The sequence below is a fragment of the Ruegeria sp. SCSIO 43209 genome, assembly GCF_019904295.1.
Classification (GTDB): Bacteria; Pseudomonadota; Alphaproteobacteria; order Rhodobacterales; family Rhodobacteraceae; genus Ruegeria.
Map to the genome: position 1 here is coordinate 312416 of NZ_CP065362.1, position 15952 is coordinate 328367.

Annotated in this window: 8 protein-coding genes and 1 pseudogene; 6 read left to right on the top strand and 3 right to left on the bottom strand. The window is 54.8% G+C overall.

The window, feature by feature from the left end:
• Window positions 1–20 precede the first annotated feature (20 nt).
• Window positions 21–1169 carry an amidohydrolase gene (locus I5192_RS20865; RefSeq protein ID WP_223118462.1) on the top strand — a complete coding sequence of 383 codons (1149 nt, stop codon included), beginning with the start codon at window positions 21–23 and terminating at the stop codon, window positions 1167–1169.
• 89 nt (window positions 1170–1258) lie between these two features.
• On the opposite strand, the gene I5192_RS20870 is transcribed toward I5192_RS20865, so the two are convergent.
• Both I5192_RS20870 and I5192_RS20875 read right to left on the bottom strand, forming a co-directional pair.
• Entirely contained in the window at window positions 1259–3238 is a 1980-nt protein-coding gene (locus tag I5192_RS20870; RefSeq protein WP_223118463.1) for a bifunctional 2',3'-cyclic-nucleotide 2'-phosphodiesterase/3'-nucleotidase, read from the bottom strand.
• Between the two features lie 240 nt (window positions 3239–3478).
• Window positions 3479–3604, bottom strand: a pseudogene (locus tag I5192_RS20875) (IS5/IS1182 family transposase); the annotation flags it as partial.
• A gap of 355 nt (window positions 3605–3959) precedes the next feature.
• Between I5192_RS20875 and I5192_RS20880 the strand changes: the two are divergent.
• From I5192_RS20880 to I5192_RS20890, 3 genes are all read left to right on the top strand, one after another.
• Window positions 3960–5291 (top strand): nucleotide sugar dehydrogenase, encoded by a 1332-nt coding sequence (locus I5192_RS20880; protein WP_255612215.1) that lies wholly within the window; start codon window positions 3960–3962, stop codon window positions 5289–5291.
• Between the two features lie 360 nt (window positions 5292–5651).
• Window positions 5652–7391 (top strand): type I secretion system permease/ATPase, encoded by a 1740-nt coding sequence (locus tag I5192_RS20885; protein WP_170394562.1) that lies wholly within the window; start codon window positions 5652–5654, stop codon window positions 7389–7391.
• A complete protein-coding gene (locus tag I5192_RS20890) occupies window positions 7391–8698 on the top strand; it encodes an HlyD family type I secretion periplasmic adaptor subunit (protein WP_170561493.1) in 1308 nt (435 codons plus the stop codon). Before I5192_RS20885 ends, I5192_RS20890 begins: the two co-directional genes overlap by 1 nt.
• A gap of 20 nt (window positions 8699–8718) precedes the next feature.
• Here the strand turns inward: I5192_RS20890 and I5192_RS20895 are convergent, their stop codons facing one another.
• Window positions 8719–10632, bottom strand: a complete 1914-nt coding sequence (locus I5192_RS20895; protein WP_255612216.1) for a hcalcium-binding protein — start codon at window positions 10630–10632, stop codon at window positions 8719–8721.
• A gap of 349 nt (window positions 10633–10981) precedes the next feature.
• Between I5192_RS20895 and I5192_RS20900 the strand changes: the two genes are divergently transcribed.
• Both I5192_RS20900 and I5192_RS20905 read left to right on the top strand, forming a co-directional pair.
• Window positions 10982–14836 carry an Ig-like domain-containing protein gene (locus I5192_RS20900; RefSeq protein WP_223118465.1) on the top strand — a complete coding sequence of 1285 codons (3855 nt, stop codon included), beginning with the start codon at window positions 10982–10984 and terminating at the stop codon, window positions 14834–14836.
• Between the two features lie 64 nt (window positions 14837–14900).
• Window positions 14901–15707: a SapC family protein gene (locus I5192_RS20905; protein ID WP_223118466.1), complete on the top strand. Its 807-nt coding sequence runs from the start codon at window positions 14901–14903 to the stop codon at window positions 15705–15707.
• Window positions 15708–15952 lie beyond the last annotated feature (245 nt).

A 15952-nucleotide genomic window follows, 5' to 3' on the forward strand; every position in this document is an offset into this window, starting at 1 on the left:
ATCTGGGAACATTAACCGCCATGGAATTGAACCAACCCGAACTGCGCCAACTTAGGCGGTCATTCCACAGACACCCCGAATTGGGCTTCAATGAAACGAAAACCAAAGCCAAAGTTGCGGCGCTGCTGCGTCAATACGGGCTTGAAGTTCATGAAGGCGTGGGCGTGGTGGGTATCCTCAGGGCCGGTCAAGGCAACCGCGCGATCGGATTACGCGCAGATATGGACGCACTGCCCATTCAGGAAGCCAGCGATCATGATTACGTGTCACAAAATCCCGGCATTATGCACGCCTGTGGCCATGATGGTCACATGACGATGCTGTTGGGCGCAGCAAAGACTTTGTCCTCGGATCCCGGTTTCAGCGGCACGGTGGTGTTCCTGTTTCAACCGAATGAAGAGCTTGGCCTTGGGGCTAAAGCAATGCTGGACGAGAATGTCTTGACGCGATTTCCAATCGAAGAAGTCTACGCCATACATAACCTGCCTGGGGCACCCGTCGGGCAGATGTCGACCCGAACCGGTTTAATATGCACATCGGAAAGCCTTTTCGAAATTACGATCAATGGGCAAGGCGGCCATGCGTCCATGCCGCAGTCTGGACGTGATGCGCTAACCGTTGGGTCAGAAATCGTTCTGGCGCTTCAGACAATTGTCGCGCGCAAGCTGGCCCCGGGCGCCGGGGCGGTTGTGTCAGTGACCGAGTTTCTGACCGACGGGCAGCGCAACGTTCTACCTGGAACTGCAACGCTAAAGGGTGATGCGCGGGCTCGCAGCCCTGAAGATCGAAATATGATTGAAGAACACATGCGCAAGATTGCGCATGGCATCGCATCCGCGCATGGCGTCGAAGTCCAAGTGGATTTCAAAACTGAGTTCATCGAAACGATCAACGCACCGATCCCGACCGAAGCTGCCATCCGCGTCGCGCAGCAATCCGGGCTGGACACACTTCCCAATCGTCAACCGATGAGCTTTTCAGAGGATTTCGCGCATTTCTGCGAAGCCGTACCCGGCTGCTTTATTCTACTGGGCAACGGTGAAACTGGCCCGAATGGGCAACCGCTGCATTCGAATGACTACGACTTCAACGATGCGTTACTGCCGATCGGCGCGGAATTCTGGGCAAATCTCGTGCGCGATAGGCTTCCGCTTCAAGACGAAGACTGAACGGGGCCCAGCAACATAGCACCTTCGAACGGCCGTCAGATGAATGATCTAAGACGGCCGCTCACACTGTAATTTGGACCTTACCCTTGCTAGAGCCTGATGCGGAATGCCGCAAACCCATCAGCGCCTTCACCGGCATCCTCGATGGTGACGCCTTTGACTTCGCCCATGTAGTCGCGCGCCTTTGGACCAGTTTCAAACAACACGGTGGTGTCAGAAAGCGGCGCAAACGACCAGTTTGCATCGGCCTTGGGATCGATTGTTCCTTGCTCGACGATATACCGCACGATCACGTCGCGGTTGGTGTCAGGGGCTTCGAACACGACGGTATCACCCATTGCGCCCGGGAAAGAGCCGCCGCCCGAAGCACGATAGTTGTTGGTGGCAATGATGAACTCCATGTCATCCGTGACCGCCTCACCGTTGAAGGCCAAATCTACGATACGGGCTGCATCCGGGTTGATCTCTTCCCCCTTGGGTCCAAAGCGCGACGGTTGCGATAAGTCGATCTGGTAGGTCACACCGTCCATCACGTCGAAATTGTAAGACGGGAAGTCCGGGTTTAGCAAAATCGCATCCTCGGATCCCGCCTCGATCTGGTTGAACATACCCGCCGAGCGTTCCAACCAACCCCGAACCTGTGCACCGTTCACCCGCACCGCGCGCACGGTATTGGGATACAGGTAAAGATCAGCCACGTTTTTGATCGCAACATCGCCCACCGGAACATCTGTGTAATAGTCCGGGCCGCCGCGACCCCCTGCCTTGAACGGCGCTGCAGCCGATAGAATGGGCAGACCTTCATGTTCGGTGCCCTTCATCATCTCTTCGACGTACCATTTCTGCGCAATCGAGACGATTTGCACCGATGGATCATCCGCAACCAACGCGAAGTAGCTGTGCAGCGGGGCCGAAGTCTTGCCGACCGCGCGGCGTACATAGGCCAGTGTTTCGTCATGATCTTTCGCCACCGAGTCCAGCACCTTCTGATCGTCGCCAACAAGTGCCGCGATCGAACGATCTTCGTTGCGCTTTGAAATCGGGCGCGCCTCAGACGTTGTCGTCACAACCCGCCATTCGTTTCCGTCGCGCTCAAGCAGCAGATCCAGCAGGCCAAGATGTGACCCCCAAAATCCGCCCATCACCGCCGGTTTGCCCATCAAGGTCCCCTTGTCGACATCAATGCCGGGACGATCAGCAAAGGTAGCGGACGGGAATACGAGGTGATTGTGCCCGGTCACCAGCGCGTCGATGCCATCGACCCCTGCCAAAACGACTGAAGCATTTTCCATTCCATCAGCGTGATCCGCATCCCCAATGCCGGAATGCGACAAGGCGATGATCAGGTCGCAACCCTGCTCTTGCATCTCGGGGACATAAGCCTGCGCCGTTTCGACTATGTCACGCGCCTGCACGTTGCCTTCCAGATGCTTGCGATCCCAGTTCATGATCTGAGGCGGAGTAAATCCGATGACACCAACCTTGATCGGATGCTTGCTGCCATCCCCCATTTCAATCTCACGCTCAAGGATGGCATAGGGCTTCACCAGAGTCGTATCATCGCGGGGGGACGCCCCAGTCTCTTTTGCAACATTGGCCAGAACCACGGGGAATTCTGCACCAGCAAGCGCTTTTTCAAGAAAATCTAGGCCATAGTTGAACTCGTGATTGCCCAAAGTGGCAGCGTCATAACCAACAGTATTGAAGGCAGTGATGATCGGATGGCTGTCGCCTTCTTTCATGCCCCGCTCATAGGCGATGTAATCGCCCATCGGATTGCCTTGCAGAAAATCTCCATTATCGACGAGCAGCGAATTTGTCGCCTCGGAACGAATCTCATTGATGATCGAAGCGGTTCGCGACAAGCCAACTGTATCGCGCGGTTTGTCCGCATAGTAATCGTATGGGAACACGTGAACATGGATGTCAGTGGTTTCCATGATCCTCAGATGCGCCTGATTGTTGGCCGCCGCCGCCGAAAAGGGATGCAAGGTGATGGCAGCAGCGCTGGCGGTCGTAGTGGCAAGAAACTGACGGCGCGAAATCAAACTACGATTGGAATAGGACATAAGGCACCTCTCAGGTTTGTGGATCGACGCGTGTTCTGGATGCTTTTCACAACAAGGGTATGACAGTGAAGATCTTTGCAACAAACATGTCGAACTTGGGGGTAGGATCCTAAAAGCCTATTGTATTGAATTGCACAGTCCAAGCCACTTTACGCACCAAAGGCGATTGCAGCGAACTGCCCCCATCGTCAGGCCTTCCAACCGATGGATGGCGGTTTCCGCGAGAGCGCTAGCTGAGAGTCAGACCCCCGAACAGCGGTCAAAGCGCGTCGCAACGCGCATTAGACCCTTGAGCCTATCGGATATGATCTTGATGCGGTTTTGCCGTTTATACCGGCGCTTGTCATATTTGACCGGGGTCTTGCGCGGACCATAATCGGCATGAGCGGCACGTCAGCGCATATCATTGTGAATGAAAAAGACTATTTCTCTCAATACACACCTATCGTCGAACCGGGGCTTTCTAGGCGACTTCGGGATGAAGGGTCTAGGCGTGCTATCTGCGCGTCAGCCAGCCGATGAACTCAATCATGATTTCAGTTCAATTTTCCAATCGGGAAAAAAGTGAAAGCTGCAAGTCAATGGCTTCCGAACTTGACGAAGTTACAATGGCCAAAACTGTTTGCAAAGCAAATACCCATTGCCTTTTCCACCAAAGCAACTAGTAGAGACGCGACTTCGTATTCGGGCCCCCTCTGACTTTCCTGCGCAGACTTAGATAATGAGCGATTTTGTCATGACACAGACATCACTGGACAACCTGCTACACAAACTTAATGCGAAGCAGGCTGTGATCGGGATTGTTGGACTGGGATATGTCGGACAGCCCCTGGCCCTCAGATATACCGAAATTGGATACCGGGTCATTGGCTTCGATCTGGATGCCACAAAGGTGCAGGACTTAAACTCCGGTCACAGTTCGATTGAGCATATCGACGATGCCCGCATCACAGCGGCACGGGAAAATGGGTTCGAGGCTACCACGGATTTTTCGCGTATAGCTGAGGCGGATGGCATTATGCTTTGCGTGCCAACGCCACTCAACAAATATCGCGAGCCAGATCTGAGCTTTGTCACCGATACGTGTGACCAAATATCAGATCATTTGCGTCCGGGTCAGGTTATTGCGCTGGAAAGCACGACTTATCCAGGCACAACCAAAGAAGAAGTTTTGCCTCGGCTTGAGAAAAATGGACTTGAGGTTGGTGAGGATCTTTTTGCTGTCTACTCACCCGAACGCGAAGACCCCGCCAACCCTGATTTTACGACTAATACAATCCCAAAAGTGGTCGGCGGACATACAGAGGCTTGCCTGAGGGCGGGCATCGCGCTTTATGAGCACGCGATTGATAAGCTCGTACCGGTAAGCTCGACCGAGACTGCCGAGATGACGAAACTCTTGGAAAACATCCACCGGGCAGTGAATATCGGCCTTGTGAACGAGATGAAGATTGTTGCCGACCGGATGGGGATCGATATATTCGAAGTTATCGACGCGGCTGCGACCAAGCCTTTTGGCTTCACCCCCTACTATCCGGGCCCCGGCTTAGGAGGGCACTGCATCCCTATCGATCCATTTTACCTGACCTGGAAAGCACGTGAATACGGCATCAACACACGCTTCATCGAATTGGCCGGTGAAGTGAACACGGCGATGCCGGAATATGTGTTTGGCAAACTCGCCAATGCGCTGAATGATCGCAGCAAAGCGATTCGTGGCAGTAAAATTATGGTTTTGGGCATCGCGTACAAAAAAAATGTCGACGACATGCGTGAGAGCCCTTCTGTCAGCTTGATGGAGCTGATCCGAGACAATGGCGGAGACCTCAGCTACTCGGACCCCCATGTGCCCGAGTTTCCCACGATGCGGGAACACTTCTTCGAATTGTCATCTGAGACCCTTACCCCTGAGGTTCTGTCGGAGCAGGATGCAGTTATTCTGGCGACTAATCACGATGCCTTTGATTATGAGTTGATCAAAAAACACGCGAAGCTCCTCATCGACACCCGCGGTAAATACCGTACCTCTGAGCAAAATATTGTTCGTGCTTAAATGAAACTGCGACCGGCTCTGCGTAGCTGGGCCGGAACATCTGGCGGATGGTACTTAGGAACGGCTGTCGCTCGTATGACCGCTTACGCGGGACCAAAACTCTGAATGGTTTGACGGTGTCCTAAGCGCTGGATGAATGCGCTGAGAATTGGACCCGCAAGGAAAAAATGTCGGCACTTTCCTGCCATTCCAATCAATTCATAGGTACGAACACCGCCTAAACAACTGGCGGCGCATGAAACGCGCGTTGTTCCGGTGCAGGTAGGCAGATATAGTTGCGGGAAATGTCAGGCCGCCTTCGGGTACAGGAAGATTGGCTGTTGACGAGTTCCAATTGTGAGCAATCAAGGGCCAAAACGCGTGAGCTTGAAAAACCGCAACACCCCGCCTCAGCGCCATGAGCTGCGAAAGGTGCGTAATCAGGGGAACAGTTTCCTGGCGCTTGCCTTCATTTTCAGCGTTTTTGTCAATCTGCTTATGCTGACCGGACCGCTGTTCATGCTGCAAGTGTATGATCGGGTCCTTGGGTCACGCTCGGTCGAGACTTTATCAGCGCTATTTCTGCTTGTCGCGCTGCTTTATGCGCTGATGGCGATGTTGGACTATGCGCGCGGCCGAATTGTGGCTCGGTTCGGAGCGCGATTTCAATCAGCACTCGATGAACGCGTGTTTGAAGGGACCATGCGACGCGCATTGTTCCCACAGGTTCGATCAGCACCTGCGACTGCATTGCGAGATCTAGAATCGATCCGTGCACTATGTGCCTCGCCCGTTTTGTTGGCGGTGATGGACATCCCTTGGACTCCAATCTTTGTGGCTGCAATTTTCCTGTTCCACCCGTTGCTAGGCTGGTTGGCCGTCGCAGGCGGAACGCTTCTGGTTGTTATCGCCCTACTAAACCAAGCGTTGACCCATCGCAAAGTGGCAGATGCTCAAATCGCCTCTGCCAAAGCAAATGCATTTTCTGAACACGCCAGACAAGCTGCCGAGGTCGTCAGATCTCAGGGCATGCAGGAAGATGTCTCAAAACGCTGGTTGAACCAACGCACCGAGGCGCTTTCTCAATCCATATCCGCAAGCGACTGGACCGGCAGCTTTACTTCGTTGACCAAGTCTCTGCGGCTGTTTTTGCAATCCGCCATGCTGGCGCTTGGCGCGTTGCTGGTTCTGCGCAACGAAATGACGCCCGGTGCTATGATTGCTGGCACGATCCTTCTAGGTCGCGCTTTGGCTCCGGTCGAAATGGCGGTGGGTCAATGGTCGATGATCGAACGCGCGCGCACGGCATGGATTAACCTGAACACATTTCTTGATTCAACGCCCCCCGAGGCGTCGCGCACCAAACTGCCCGTTCCCAAAGCACATCTTGTCGCAAAGGGCCTGACGGTGATCCCTCCGGGCGCGAAGACACCGACACTACGGAATGCGGCACTTGAGTTGCGCCCCGGCACAGCTCTGGGTGTGATTGGTAAAAGTGGGTCTGGCAAAACAACCCTAGCCAAAGCGTTGTTGGGCCTTTGGCAACCGGCGGCAGGGGAAATCCGTTTGGCCGGCGCTACACTTGATCAATACGACCCTGATGATCTTGGGCAACATATTGGCTATTTGCCACAGCAAGTGACCCTCTTTAACGGAACGGTTGCTGAAAATATCGCCCGGATGTCACAAACCCCTGATCCCGAAGCTGTAGTTGCCGCAGCGAAAACAGCCAATGCGCATGAGCTGATTCTGGGGCTTGAGAAAGGATACGATACCTTCCTTGAGGGCAATGACAGCCAGCTTTCCGGTGGGCAGAAACAGCGGATTGCATTGGCGCGCGCTCTCTATGGTAATCCGGTATTGTTGATTCTGGATGAGCCAAACTCGGCCCTGGATGCAGACGGAACCCTCGCCCTGAACAACGCGGTCCGCGAGCTCAAGAGCGCGGGCAAATCCACGATTATCATGACGCACCGGCCTCAAGCGATCTCGGAATGCGACGATCTTGTCGTTGTCGAGAAAGGCCAGATCGTCAAATCCGGTGGGCGCGATGAAGTTTTGAACACGATGGTCCAAAACGCCAACGTTATCAAAAGGCACCTGAACAAGGTGGGTGAATAATGGCAGACAAGAGTTCACGTCCCGTTTGGAGTATTAAAGCGCCCGCTTTTGTCGGCCTTTTGGCTCTGGCAGTTTTGATCCTGGGACTGGGATTATGGAGCGTCCGCACTGAGCTGGCCGGTGCTATTATCTCGCAAGGTGTGATCGAAGTTCAGAGCAATCGTCAGGTCATCGAACACCCCGATGGTGGCGTTGTAGGCGAGATATTCGTTCGTGACGGTGACGCAGTGGCGCGTGGGGACATGATGCTGCGGCTTGACGATACGTTTTTGGCCTCGGAACAAACGATCGTGGAATCTCAGCTATTTGAGTTACTTGCCCGAAAGACCCGGCTAGAGGCTGAACGGGATGGTGCGAACGCAGATACGTTGAAGAAAAATCTGCAAGAGCTCAAAACCCGCGAATCGATCGACGACGATCTGTTGGAAGGCCAACAACGTCTGTTCAACGCCAGGTTGGAAACGCTGACCCAGCAGATCGACCAGCTTGGGAAACAGAAGATACAGATCCAGAACGAGATTGAGGGGACGCAGGCGCAATTGGCGTCACTGAATACTCAGGTTGAATTGATCAGAACGGAGCTCGAAGATCAGCAAGGTTTGCTTGATCGCGGCCTGACGCAGGCCAGCCGCGTTTCTGCATTGCAGCGGGAAGAGGCAAATCTAACAGGGCAAATTGGCAGCCTCGAATCCACAGTTGCGCGACTGACAGGCCAGATCGCTACGACCGAAATTCAAATTGTTGAATTGCAGGCCACGCGGCGCGAAGAAGCCATCACCGAGCTTCGGGATGTGCAGTCTCGCGTTGTAGAACTGGCAGAACGTCGTCTTTCCCTTTCCGAGCGTTTGTCGCGTCTAGACATCCGTGCACCCGTCGCTGGCACAGTTTACGACAGTCAGGTTTTTGCCATCCAGTCTGTGATCCAGCCGGGTGAGCCGATGATGTATGTAGTGCCGCAGGATACGCCCTTGTTGGTCGCAGCACGGGTGGATGCGTTGCATGTGGATCAGTTACATCGCGGACAGGAAGTCGCCCTGCGCTTTCCCGCATTCAATCAACGCGACACGCCCGAGCTGAATGGCCGTGTGATCAATGTCTCAGCAGATTCATTCACAGATGAGACAAGCGGCTTTACCTTCTACCGTGCTGAAGTTGTGCCTGACGAAGGACAACTGGACCGTTTGAATGGCCAGGAACTGTTGCCGGGTATGCCTGTCGAAGCCATGATCAAAACTGATGAACGCACTCCGCTTTCTTACCTGGTCAAACCATTGGCAGATTACTTCTACCGCGCGTTTCGAGAATAGCACCGGTCACGCAGTCTCATTCAAACTGCCTCGATATTGCCAAGCAGTATTGAGGTCATGTCGACCGACAGATCACTATCAACAATAGTGACCTCTGCTCCGGTTTCGTAGGTGACGTTGCTGCGTGAAATTCCGGATAGATCCGCATTTGCATCCAGAAAAACCCACTCAGCGTTGTGCGCAGAAGGCTGGCCAACCGCAACCTGAAGAATTGCCAGTGCATCCAACGCGTTTACCGATCCATCCCGGGTGATATCGGCCGCGATGTAATTTTCGGCCGTTGCCGGACCCCATGTCGGATCAAGTCCAACCGACATGCGCAAAACCTGCAATGCATCCAGCGCTGTTATCTCGCTGCTTGCCGTTGAATACGATTTAATGATGTCCAATTGGCCGGGAAACGCGCCGTCTGGTAGATCCAGATCAAATTCACCTTGTGCATTTGCCTGCGCAACAATTGCAGACCCTCCGTCTGGGGTGAACCGGATTTCAGCATTTCCCAACGCTGCGTTTGGAGTCGTCGAATTCAGCGTGAACCCACCAGCTACCCCGTCTGATGAGTTGTTATCCGGCCCGCTACCCAGATTGACAGGAATATGATCGGGACCACCAAACCCTGCGCCGAATACCTGCTCAGTTGTCAGGGAGGTGCCATTAGCTGAAACAAGTTCTATCGTTTCGTCGCGATAAGCGATTTGGGCGCCTTGAGCGGTGGAAGTGAAATCCAACTGCGCTGGGGTGCGCAGAAAAGGATAATCGGTCAGATCCAAACGATCGGTGCCGGCCTGAAAGTCCGTGATCACAGTCGGGCCACTTGTTTGACGGATCACAAAGATGTCCGCGCCAGCACCACCCGTCATGGTCGTGGAACTAGTGCCCGTAATCAGCATATCGTCCCCTGCTCCGCCGTCCAGAATAGTGTCCAGTATGCCGCCTTTTAGCATGTCGTCCTGCGCGGTACCGGTTACTGTACCGAAGCCTTCGACAACAATTCCAAGGTCGGCAATCGATACGCTCAACTGAGTGAGCCCTGCATCCTGTTGAGATGATACAAATATCTGCAGCTCATCCCCCATATGCGCAACGCTGATCGTTTGGACATTTTGCAATCCACTGTCCAGGGTATCAGCAAAACTATCCATATGGATGAGCTGCCCGTCCGGCGTCATTGTAAACAGTGTGATCCCATCATCCCCGCCCCCAGCCACCACGAAAACCCGACCATCAACCTCAAGGACTGAAAGATCCTGTACGGCCCCAAACCGGGTATGCAGGGTGTCCAGAATATGATCCGTCGGCTTTAACCGCCCGCTGACGCCCAATTCCATAACGCTTAGCGAATTGCTTTGCGATCCAGCCACAACAATCCATGACTTTCCATAGGCTTGAATTGTCTCAACCGCCGTAGGAGAACTGATGCCCAGCGTTTGGATATCGTCATTACCGGCAACCTCAGAGAGCACGCCACTGCCTTGATCGATCGAATATGACGAGATTGTTCCACTGGTTGCATCTGCGCCGACAATGAAATGATTCGACCCCGATTGCAGGGTCTGAAGCGTACTGGCAGACGCGTTGATGCTATGCGCCGGGCTCAGCGATCCATCACCATTGATACTATAGGTGCCGATCTGGCCTGTGTCCTCATGCGCAAGCGCAAGCAAGTCGCCAGCCCCAATCGTTACCTGGACCGCTGCAGCGATATCCCCGCCGCCAGTCAAGGCATTGGTTTCTTGCAAGGCACCGATAGTGCCATCCGCGTTTAGTTCATAACCCACAAGCCCTGTGGCAGTATCGACGTCGAGGACCAGTTGATCATTGCCCGCCAGATGAATCGGGGTTCCGCTGTGCCCGACCTGATAGGCAATCGAGGCATCGAAATATTGTTGGTCCTGTTCTTGTGGGCCAGCCCCCTCCACAAGGCGCCAAGACACGAGCCCTCCCCCGGATCCGCTCGTGCTGTAAAGATACGTTTCCCCGTTAAACGTTTTTAAAGCCGTATCGCCGATACCTGAATCGAGCGCTGCGGTCCCCGTTGCCACCACTCTTTCGAACTGAAGCATCATCGCCCGTTACCCCCTGCCACCCCTGGCAACACATACAGGATGAAGCGATGTTCGGTTCTGAACCAGAACAGAAATGTGGTGAAAACAAGGACTTCAGTTCCAGATTAACTCAAATTTTTCGCAGCGGTCGAATGGCTCAGAAGATCAAACCACAGACCAGATCGGCCGAAAACAGCATATCACGCAACGACCAGCGTCCATCTAATGAGAGGGCAAAATGACCAAAGATACCGTTTCGACCAATAAATCGACCACGGACGCCGGGCCCGATGCGCAACGTACGCGCCATATCCGCAAATGGTTCGACAAAAAACTTCAGCGATGGGTAGGACGCGGGGTTGCTGGCGGCCTTGGCTCGACACTATTCGCATTACCAGCTCTTGCGCAGGCCACCGATGAACAGCTTGCGTCACATCAGTTTGCTGAGTCAATTCCGGGCGTTCGGGTGGCAAAGCTGCTTTCGAATGGCGACGTGCAGCTGAAACTGACAGATGGGCGGACGATTGTTGTCTCTGCCGAGAACGTACAGATTCTGGAAAACGGCACCATAATGGTTGCAGATGAAGTCGTCGGCGAAATTGCACAATTAGGTCTAGCCGCAGAGGCCGCAGGTGCGACCGCAGCGACCGCAGGTGGCGTAAGCGGTGCCGGGCTGGCCTTGGGCGGGCTGGGAATAGCCGGTGCTGCAGCTGCCGGTGGCGGAGGCGGCGGCGGTGGAGACAGCGACGATGAAACTGATGCCGAACCCACCGTTACCCCCTCACCTCCTCGACCGCCCAGCCTGAACCTGGCTGAGCTGCAATCAAACGCATTGAGCAATCTCAGCAGCCAAACAACAGCGCCGGATGGAACAACGACTGTCGAAGTTACCATCGGATCGGTGACAAAATCAGTCACTCCTGCAGGCGACGGAAGCTGGAGCGTTTCACTGACGCAGGCCGAGGCAGCGGCCCTGCCTCAGGGGATCTCGGATGTTTCCGTGCGCCATCTGGATGGTAGCGGGATGGAGCTATCGGCTGAAACCGCAAGGTTCGACGTTGATACCATTCCGCCGGTCCTGACCATCGATACATTCTCGGCGGGTGCGGTAATGAATGCTGCAGAACAAGGCACAAATCTCGAAATCTCTGGCACAACGGATGCCGAGAATGGGCAGACCGTAACGGTAGCGATTGGTGGACAATCCTATAGTGGCACCGTTTCGGGCGGCGGCTGGAGCGTTTCGGTGCCCGCTTCAGATCTTACCACGCTGCCAGACGGGTCAAGCGTCACGGTGACGGCTGATGTATCGGATCGCGCTGGGAACCCAGCAGCTCAGGCCAATGGAAGTTTTGACACTGATCTGACCGCGCCTGATCTGACACTAAACCCAGTGGGTGGCGGTTCAATAGATCTGGCCGATGTCGTTGGGGATCTTGTCTTGTCGGGCACGACCACAGCTGAAAACGGCCGGGTGGTCAATGTATCTTTCGACGGTCAGGATTACACGGGTTCTGTATCGGGCGGCAGTTGGTCAGTGACGATCCCGAATGCCGATTTGTCTGGTTTGGCTACCGGTGTGCCCGCATCCGTTTCAGTTGCCGTCAGCGACACAGCAGGCAATTCGGCAACACCAATATCGGTCTCCGTTCCGGTCGATCTTACGGGCCCATCAATTGCAATCACTCCCTTGTCGGTCGGGGCTATCCTGAATGCGGTCGAAACCGGATCTGACCTGGTCGTAAGCGGGACAACAGGGAACGTAACCGACGGGCAGCAGGTAACAGTAACCCTTGATGGGCAGACTTATACCGACTCGGTCTCGGGCGGCAGTTGGATTGTGACAATCCCCAGCGCCGATCTCATAGCGCTTGCCGATGGTGGAGACTTCAATATCACGGGCGACGTGACGGACGCCGACGGCCTTGTCGCCCCGCAAGCCAGCGTCAACTTATCCAAAGATGTTACCGCCCCAACTCTGAGTATCGACAATTTTTCGGGCGGAGCGGTTTTGAATGCTGCGGAACGTAGTACGAACTTGACCATTACGGGCACTACATCCGCCGAAGATGGTCAGACAATCACCGTAAATCTGAACGGCCAATCCTACACTGGACAGGCCTCAACCGGGGGGTGGTCGGTGAGTGTCCCCTCGGCGGATTTGGCGGCGCTACCCGATGGGGCCACGATCAGCGTGACAGCGGATGTCTCGGATGCCGCCGGTAATCTGGCGATACAGGCGACCAACAGCTTCGACACGGACTTCACCGCCCCATCGCTTGCCATTTCATCGCTATCCGACGGAGCCGTGGTGAACCTAGCCGAACAGGCAACGGATCTGGTCGTATCGGGGACATCTGACGCCGCGAATGGCACGCAAGTTTCAGTACAAATTGTCCAGTCCGGAGGTGCAGTTCTGGTCGGCGGGACCGCTACAGTCAACAGCGGCACCTGGACTTACACAGCTGCCGCTGCCGATTTGAGCGGCCTGCAGGACGGTCAACCTTATGACGTGAATGCATCGATCGCGGATGCGGCTGGCAACACGAATGCGGCGACCACCAGCTTCGGCACCGACCTCAGCGCACCAACAATTGCATTGAACCCGCTTTCGGTTGGTTCCGTTCTGGATATCGTTGAACAGGGAACGGATCTCTGCGTGTCGGGGACAACAAATGCCGAGGACGGGCAGACTGTCACTGTAAGCCTGAATGGTCAGACCTACGGCGCGGTGGTTTCGGGTGGCTTGTGGAGCACAAGCATTCCTTCGGCGGATTTGACCGGCTTGGCAGATGGCGGCAGTTTTGCGGTCACGGCCTCGGTTCAAGACGCCGCAGGAAACCCCGCAACCGATGCGACAACCATGTTGGCTACGGATTTCAAGCCTATCCTCTATATCGATGATCTGGGTTCCAACAATGCCGTCTCGCTGAGCGATGCACAAAACACTGGAATGACCGTATCAGGCAGTTCCGCAGGCCTGTCTGCCGGACAAGCGGTCGATGTCACGCTTAACTCGGTCTCGCTTGGTTCGGCCACAGTTGCAGCCGATGGGAGCTGGACCCTGTCCGCGCCTGCTGCAAGCTTTGCCTCGATTGAAGCGGGAGACGCCCTCGATTTCGCGGCACAGGCGACAGTCGCAGGCGGCCCCGATCCTGATCCGGTGTCCGAACAGGCAATTGCTCATGTTCCGGCGGCCTACACCATCGTTGAAGCCGGTCGCAGCGGAACGACAGTGACGTTCGAGGTCTACGCAGATTCCGATCGCGATATCTCAAGCGGTCTGGCCTTTACCGCCGAGCTGGGGTTCGATCCTTCGGTGGCGACCTACGATAGCGGCTCCGAGACAGAAAACCCTGACTTCAATCTCTTTCTGGCTAACCCGAATGGAGGTTCCGCAATCAGTTTCGCGGGCGCGGCCACGAGCTATGGGGATTTATCGCAGCCTGTGGTGACATTTACCATGACAGTTCAGGACGCGAACCAACCCATCGTCTTGACGTTGACCACTCCAGACGGAGGGCCATCACAGCTCCATCTCGGCACCAGTGGGAATGATACCATTACGGGCTCGGATGTTGATGATGTCATCCGCGGCAACCAGGGCGACGACACCATAGATGTGTCCGGGGCGGGTCGAGACGTCATCGTTTTCGAAGCTGACCCATCTTCAAATGGCATTGATACGATCAATGGTTTCACACTGGGCCCAGCAGCCAGCGATTCTGACGCCTTGATGTTCCAGGGGTTGAATACCACATCGCTTCGCGGCGACGGGACCGGTGTGGAGACCTTGGTGGCCGGCAGCACAATTGGTGCCAACACCGGGTTCGTCGGGCTGGAGACCACGCTTTCGGACCTTGATCTGGATACAATCACTAACGCAGCAGAAAACCTGAATGGTGCTCAATCAGGTGATGAGATGTATCTGCTGGCAACGGACGGCACTGACAGCATTCTGGTCAAGGTTGACTACTCTGGCCCAGATTCGGCGTCGGTCGAAGCGCTTGCACAGTTCGATGGCCTTTCCGATCTGAGCAGTTTGTCCGACGACAACATCCTGATCACCGACCCAACTGGCGCTTCAGCCTAAACGGCGCACGTAGCTTGGGGCGATGCACAAATGTAGCCTCGCCTCTTCAGAACAAGAGGATCACATGGCAGAGAACGGCCTTTTCCCAGTCAGCCTTGTACGGCACAGGAATCGATTCTGGCGCCGGTTCACATCATACCAATTTGTTGCAGAGATGGACGCCTGTCCCATCGTCATCTCAGAAGTTCCGCAAATTGCCACATCTTTTCCGATTGTGTTCCTGTCAAACCAAACAGGTTTTTCTCCCGTCGCACTATTCTCAGTCATCCCGGAAATAGCACCGCCTTTCGTCGACCAAAACGGTCGCTGGCTTGCGCCTTATGTGCCCTCAGCGTTGCGTTGCTTTCCATTCCAGGCAGAAGCTTTAAAAAAGGGCGACTCTCGGTCACGTCTGTTTGTCGACGAGGATTCAGGGTTGGTTACACATGACCCTAAGGACCAACCATTTTTTACAGTGGACGGACTTTTGACGCAGGATCTATGCGATGTGCGCCGCTTTCTGCAAAATCGCCTGGCCTCGGCAAACAAAACGGACCAAGTCTGCTCTTTGATCGCTGAAATGGGTCTGCTTGTACCACTGGACGAACAGAATGGCATCACTTTGACCGAGGGTTACTGGGGCGTTGATCCAATTCTGCTGGAACGATTGCCCGAGTCTAACAAATTGGCCCTGCTTTCCAGCGGCGCGCTACGGCTGATTCACGCTCATCAAGTATCCCTGTCGCATTGCATGTGGCTGTCCAGCGCGCAGAGCCAATCAGGCACGAGGAGTTCAGAACAAAAAGACACCTTTGGCGGATTCATGACTGCACTTGCTGAAGAGGTTCGGCACGGACAATGCAAGGAGGGCGCGATCCATGCAATGGGTTAAGTTCGGGCTTGGAATCCTTGGCATAATAGCGGGGTTACTGTCAGTTTCAGCCTGCACCTCAACGCCCAACCTAGCCGATGTCGAGACATCTTTAACGCGAGGAACGACCGGAGCAAGCGCAACAGCACGATCAAAACAACTTTCAAAGAACGCTTTTGACCAACAAGTGCGACAGGCTGTTCAGAGCAGTTCGATTGTGGCACGAAGTGGGTCCAAAACAAGGACAATCCAAGCTTACCAGAATG

What these genes read in the sequence shown, in the direction of transcription:
- I5192_RS20865 (WP_223118462.1), top strand. Translation starts at nt 21, where the DNA reads ATGGAATTGAACCAACCCGAACTGCGCCAACTTAGGCGGTCATTCCAC.
- I5192_RS20870 (WP_223118463.1), bottom strand. Translation starts at nt 3,238, where the DNA reads ATGTCCTATTCCAATCGTAGTTTGATTTCGCGCCGTCAGTTTCTTGCC.
- I5192_RS20880 (WP_255612215.1), top strand. Translation starts at nt 3,960, where the DNA reads ATGAGCGATTTTGTCATGACACAGACATCACTGGACAACCTGCTACAC.
- I5192_RS20890 (WP_170561493.1), top strand. Translation starts at nt 7,391, where the DNA reads ATGGCAGACAAGAGTTCACGTCCCGTTTGGAGTATTAAAGCGCCCGCT.
- I5192_RS20900 (WP_223118465.1), top strand. Translation starts at nt 10,982, where the DNA reads ATGACCAAAGATACCGTTTCGACCAATAAATCGACCACGGACGCCGGG.
- I5192_RS20905 (WP_223118466.1), top strand. Translation starts at nt 14,901, where the DNA reads ATGGCAGAGAACGGCCTTTTCCCAGTCAGCCTTGTACGGCACAGGAAT.